Origin of the sequence: uncultured Nevskia sp. (assembly GCF_903885465.1) — a bacterium.
Lineage (GTDB): Bacteria > Pseudomonadota > Gammaproteobacteria > Nevskiales > Nevskiaceae > Nevskia.
Map to the genome: position 1 here is coordinate 1 of NZ_CAISIQ010000155.1, position 5,326 is coordinate 5,326.

At 62.2% G+C, this 5,326-nt stretch carries 7 protein-coding genes and 1 tRNA gene; 7 read left to right on the forward strand and 1 reads right to left on the reverse strand.

All coding sequences use genetic code 11. The annotated features are described in order from the left end of the window. Window positions 1-544, reverse strand: a 544-nt coding sequence (locus tag QZY06_RS05720) for a YggS family pyridoxal phosphate-dependent enzyme (protein WP_295681399.1), incomplete at its 3' end; no start/stop codon positions are given. 99 nt (window positions 545-643) lie between these two features. On the opposite strand from QZY06_RS05720, the gene QZY06_RS05725 reads away from it, so the two are divergent. The 7 genes from QZY06_RS05725 to QZY06_RS22145 all read left to right on the forward strand — a co-directional run. Further along, window positions 644-1,684, forward strand: a complete 1,041-nt coding sequence (locus tag QZY06_RS05725) for a type IV pilus twitching motility protein PilT (protein ID WP_295681404.1) — start codon at window positions 644-646, stop codon at window positions 1,682-1,684. Between the two features lie 45 nt (window positions 1,685-1,729). Next, on the forward strand, window positions 1,730-2,908 hold the full coding sequence (locus QZY06_RS05730; protein WP_295681407.1) for a PilT/PilU family type 4a pilus ATPase: 1,179 nt from the start codon (window positions 1,730-1,732) through the stop codon (window positions 2,906-2,908). A 2-nt stretch (window positions 2,909-2,910) separates the two neighbouring features. After that, window positions 2,911-3,972 (forward strand): PilT/PilU family type 4a pilus ATPase, encoded by a 1,062-nt coding sequence (locus QZY06_RS05735; RefSeq protein ID WP_295681409.1) that lies wholly within the window; start codon window positions 2,911-2,913, stop codon window positions 3,970-3,972. A gap of 160 nt (window positions 3,973-4,132) precedes the next feature. After that, complete coding sequence (gene rplM, locus QZY06_RS05740) at window positions 4,133-4,567, forward strand: 50S ribosomal protein L13 (protein WP_293392104.1); 435 nt, start codon at window positions 4,133-4,135, stop codon at window positions 4,565-4,567. A gap of 3 nt (window positions 4,568-4,570) precedes the next feature. Next, on the forward strand, window positions 4,571-4,978 hold the full coding sequence (gene rpsI / locus QZY06_RS05745; protein WP_022977867.1) for a 30S ribosomal protein S9: 408 nt from the start codon (window positions 4,571-4,573) through the stop codon (window positions 4,976-4,978). 58 nt (window positions 4,979-5,036) lie between these two features. After that, a tRNA-Gln gene (locus QZY06_RS05750) sits at window positions 5,037-5,110 on the forward strand. A 66-nt stretch (window positions 5,111-5,176) separates the two neighbouring features. Then, a partial coding sequence (locus tag QZY06_RS22145) for a DUF6538 domain-containing protein (protein ID WP_367275574.1) occupies window positions 5,177-5,326 on the forward strand: 150 nt, incomplete at its 3' end.

Consider the following 5,326-nt stretch of genomic DNA (forward strand, 5'->3'; position numbering starts at 1 on the left):
GCCGGAACGAGGCGCGCGAGTCTTCCGGATCGTCGACCGGCGCCGGAATGCACATCAGACCGCGCAGCTTCAGTCTCGGCAGCCTGGCGATCTCGGCACACAGCGCCGCCGCGTCGTCCGGCGTCACACCGCCCTTGCTTGCCTCGCCGGAAACGTTGACCTGCACGCAGACCTCGAGCGGCGGCAGGTCCGGCGCGCGCAGTTCGGACAGGCGTTCGGCGATCTTCAGGCGATCGATGCCATGCGCCCAGGCAAACATGCCGGCCAGCGCGCGGCACTTGTTGCTCTGGATCGGGCCGATGAAGTGCCAGACCAGACGTTGGTCAGCCAGCGCTTCGGCAAGACCGATCTTGTCGATCGCTTCGCGCATGTAGCTTTCACCGAAGTGCAGCGCGCCGAGTTCGGCGACCTCGGCCACGGCATCGGCATCGAAGGTCTTGGAAACGGCGATCAGGCTCACCGCATCCGGCGCGCGGCCGGCGCGAGCTGTGGCTGCAGCCAGTCGTCGGCGGATATCCCTCAGCCGGTCGGAAACGGTATTCATGCGGGTGTGAAGTAAGGTCTCATACGTCCATCATCTGCCAGCAACGGCCGCCATCAGGGCGAAGCCTTCGGCATAAGGAAAACTCGGGGAGAGCCGGTCTTGGATATCGCGCAGCTGTTGACCTTCAGCGTCAAGCAGGGAGCTTCGGACTTGCATCTGTCCGCCGGCGTGGAGCCGATGATCAGAGTCGATGGCGACATGAAGCGCATCAATCTGCCACCTCTGGAGCACAAGGAGGTGCACGCGATGCTCTACGACATCATGAACGACAAGCAACGCAAGGCCTACGACGAATTCCTGGAAACCGATTTCTCGTTCGAGATTCCCGGCCTCGCGCGCTTTCGCGTCAATGCCTTTACGCACGCTCGCGGCGCAGGCGGCGTATTCCGCACCATTCCGTCGAAGATCATGTCGCTGGAAGACCTGAAGTGTCCGGCCATCTTCAAGGACATCGCCGAGACGCCGCGCGGCCTGGTGCTGGTCACCGGTCCGACCGGCTCCGGCAAGTCGACGACCCTGGCGGCGATCATCAACCACATCAACGAGAACGACTACGGCCACATCCTCACCGTCGAGGATCCGATCGAGTTCGTCCATCCGTCGAAGAAGTGCCTGATCAACCAGCGCGAAGTGCATCGCGACACGCTGGGTTTCAACCAGGCGCTGCGCTCCGCGCTCCGCGAAGATCCGGACGTGATCCTGGTCGGCGAAATGCGCGATCTGGAAACCATCCGGCTGGCGCTGACCGCGGCCGAGACCGGTCACCTGGTGTTCGGCACCCTGCACACGACATCCGCCGCCAAGACCATCGACCGCGTCGTCGACGTGTTCCCGGCCGCCGAGAAGGACATGGTCCGCGCGATGCTGTCGACGGGCCTGCGCGCGGTGATCGCGCAGACCTTGCTGAAGAAGACGGGCGGCGGCCGGGTGGCCGCGCACGAGATCCTGATCGGCACGCCAGCGGTGCGTTCGCTGATCAAGGAGAACAAGATCGCGCAGATGTATTCGGCGATCCAGACCGGTTCGCGGGACGGCATGCAGACGCTCGATCAGTGCCTGCGGGAGCTGGTCAAGAAGGGCGTGGTCAGCAACGCCGAGGCGCGTACCAAAGCCGAGAACAAGGCGGACTTCGCTGCCTGATCGTCTGCTCTGCTGGGCGCCTGACACTCAATCCGAGGCCACACGATGGAACGCGACGAAGCAATCAAGCTGATCCAGCAACTGCTGATGCAGATGAAGACCCGGGGCGCCTCGGACCTGTTCCTGAGCGCCGGCTTCCCACCAGCGATCAAGCTCGACGGCCAGCTGACGCCGGTCACCGACAAGCCGCTGACCGGCCAGGATTCTGCGCTGCTGATCCGCTCGCTGATGAACGATCGCCAGCTCAAGGAGTTCGAGTCGACCAACGAGTGCAACTTCGCGATCAATCCGCCGGCGATCGGCCGCTTCCGGGTCAGCGCCTTCGTGCAGATGGGCCAGGTCGGCGGCGTGCTGCGGACGATCACTACCGAGATTCCGACCTTCGACCAGATCGGCCTGCCGAGCAGTCTGAAGGAAGTGATGATGGCCAAGCGCGGCCTGATCCTGATGGTCGGCGCAACCGGCTCCGGCAAGTCCACGTCGCTGGCTGCGATGCTCGGCCATCGCAACGCCAACTCGAAGGGCCACATCATCACCATCGAGGATCCGGTGGAGTACGTGCATCCGCATCTCGGCTGCATGATCACCCAGCGCGAAGTCGGCACCGATACTTTGAGCTGGGAAGCCGCACTCAAGAACACCTTGCGCCAGGCACCGGACGTGATCCAGATCGGCGAAATCCGCACTCGCGAAACCATGGAGTACGCGATCAACTTCGCCGAGACCGGCCATCTCGTGCTGTCCACCCTGCACGCCAACAGCGCCAATCAGGCGCTCGATCGCATCATCAATTTCTTCAGCGAGGAAAAGCGCGAACAGGTGCTGATGGATCTGAGCCTGAACCTGCGCGCGGTGATCTCACAGCGTCTGGTTCGGCGCGAGAACGGCGGCCGGGTGCCGGCCGTGGAGATCATGCTGAACTCGCCGCTGATCGCCGATCTGATCTTCAAGGGCGAAGTCGTCGGCATCAAGGAAGTGATGAGCCGCTCGAACGAGCAGGGCATGGTCACCTTCGATCAATATCTCTACCAGCTGTTCGAGAGCGGCCAGATTTCCTATGACGAAGCCGTGCGCAATGCTGATTCGCAGAACGAGCTGCGCTTGAAGGTGAAGCTGGAATCGAAGCGCATGCGCGAAAATTTGCTTGAGGATCCCGCGGTGAAGGGATTGCAGATGAAGGAAGAGAGCAACCCACAATTGCACACTTCGCTGCTGCGGAGATAGGCGTGGACAACCTCCTGGCGTATCTGAAGCTTGCGGTCGAGCGGCAGGCTTCGGACCTTTACTTCAGCGCGAGTGCCACGGCGATGCTGCGCATCGAGGGCGATCTGCATCCGGTAGGCCGTGCCGTGCTGACCAGCGATTTCATCCGCGAACTGGCCGGCTCGATCCTGAATCCCGAACAACAGGAACGCTTCGAGCGCGAGCGCGAGATCGATCTCGCCATCGAGGCCGCCGGGCTGGGCCGCTTCCGGGTCAACGTGTTCACCCAGCGCGGCACCGTCGCGATGGTGCTGCGCTATGTGAAATCCGAAGCGCCGAAGCTCGCCGATCTGAACCTGCCGGAAACCTTGGCGCAGATGGTCATGCAGAAGCGTGGCCTGCTGCTGATGGTCGGCGCGACCGGCTCCGGCAAGTCAACGACCTTGGCGGCGATGGTCAATCACCGCAACGAGCACGCGTCCGGGCACATCCTGACCATCGAGGACCCGATCGAATTCGTCCACGCCAACAAGCGCTCGATCGTCAACCAGCGTGAAATCGGTCAGGACACGGTCAGCTACGAACGGGCGCTGCATTCAGCGCTGCGCGAAGCACCGGACGTGATCCAGATCGGCGAAATCCGCACCCGGGAAACGATGGACGCCTGCCTGCAGCTAGCCAACACCGGTCATCTGGCAATCTCGACCCTGCACGCCAACAACGCCTATCAGGCGCTGCAGCGGATCGTGAACCTGTATCCGGATGCGCTGCGGCCGCAGCTTTATCTGGACCTTTCGCTGAGCCTGCGGGCGATCGTGTCGCAGCGGCTGGTCAAGCGTCTGGATGGTCGCCGGGTCGCGGCGGTCGAAGTGCTGATCAACACGCCGTTCCTGCAGGACCTGATCGTCGGCCGCCGCATCGAAGAAATTCGTGAAGCGATGAGCCAGTCTTCGGACGCCGGGATGCAGACCTTCGATACCTCGCTGCACCGCCTGTACAAGGACGGCCTGATCTCGCTCGACGAAGCGCTGGCCAATGCCGATTCGCGCACCAATCTCGAAGCCAAGATCAACTTTGGCCATTAGGCGGTCATCGAAGCGCAGACATGGCGGCGCGCGGTTGCGTGGTCACGGGGACCACACTACAATCCGCGTCCCGCTGTACCCGACGTCGGCGCAAAACATCGCGAAGACCGAACTATAACCACCTCCAGACGCAAGTTTGCGAGGCAATCAGAGCAGGAAAATGGGCACTTATTTCGCAACCAATGAAAATGCGAAGCGTGATTGGACCTTGATCGACGCCGAAGGCGTTGTTCTGGGCCGTCTCGCCTCGGAAGTCGCACGCCGTCTGCGCGGCAAGCACAAGCCGGAGTTCACCCCGCACATCGACACCGGTGACTATGTCGTCGTCATCAATGCCGACAAGATCCGTGTGACCGGCAACAAGATGGAAGGCAAGATCTACTGGCGCCACACGGAATATCCGGGCGGCATCAAGTTCACGACGCTGGGCAAGATGACCGCCGAGCATCCGGAACGCGTTATCGAGAAGGCGATCAAAGGCATGCTGCCGTCGGGCCCGCTGGGCTACGCGCAGTACCGCAAGCTGAAGGTTTATGCCGGTGCCGAGCACCCGCATACCGCGCAGCAGCCCACCACCTTCACGATCAAGGGTTAATCCATGGCCACGCTCAAGCAGCCTGCTGACCAGCATTACGGCACCGGCCGTCGCAAGACCGCCGCCGCCCGCGTTTTCATCCGTCCGGGCAAGGGCGACATCGTCATCAACGGCAAGACCGTCGAGGCCTACTTCGGCCGCGAGACCTCGCGCATGCTGGTTCGCCAGCCGCTCGAAGTGTCCGACTGCGTCGGTCGTTTCGACATCAAGGTGACGGTTGCCGGTGGCGGCCCGAACGGCCAGGCCGGCGCGATCCGCCACGGTCTGACCCGCGCCCTGATCAAGTACGATGAGGCCCTGCGTCCGGGTCTGCGTGCTGCCGGTCTCGTCACTCGCGATGCTCGCGAAGTCGAGCGCAAGAAGGTCGGCCTGCACGGCGCCCGTCGCGCTCCGCAGTACTCGAAGCGCTAATCGATGTTCTTGGCGGTGCCTTCCCAGGCGCCGCCATCGTCGAAAGCTTCAAGGTTTTTGGGAGATCGTCTAATGGCAGGACAACAGATTCTGACTCTGTTTATCTAGGTTCGAGTCCTAGTCTCCCAGCCATAACAAAGCCTAAACGGCTGATTCTGTTGATAATTGAAGCCCGGTGCTCCGCAAGGACACTGGGCTTTGTCATTTCCGCACCCACAACTCGTACACAAACTCGTCCACAAAGACGCTTCTCGACTTTGCCGCAGGGGAGGGGTGTACTACTTCCGGCGCCGAATACCGGGACCGATAGGCGGTGAGATCAGCCTGTCGTTAGGCACCCGCAAGTAC

Bases quoted from the DNA above. Each gene is read 5' to 3' on its own strand.
- QZY06_RS05730 (WP_295681407.1), top strand. From the start codon at position 1,730: ATGGAACGCGACGAAGCAATCAAGCTGATCCAGCAACTGCTGATGCAG.
- rplM (WP_293392104.1), top strand. From the start codon at position 4,133: ATGGGCACTTATTTCGCAACCAATGAAAATGCGAAGCGTGATTGGACC.
- rpsI (WP_022977867.1), top strand. From the start codon at position 4,571: ATGGCCACGCTCAAGCAGCCTGCTGACCAGCATTACGGCACCGGCCGT.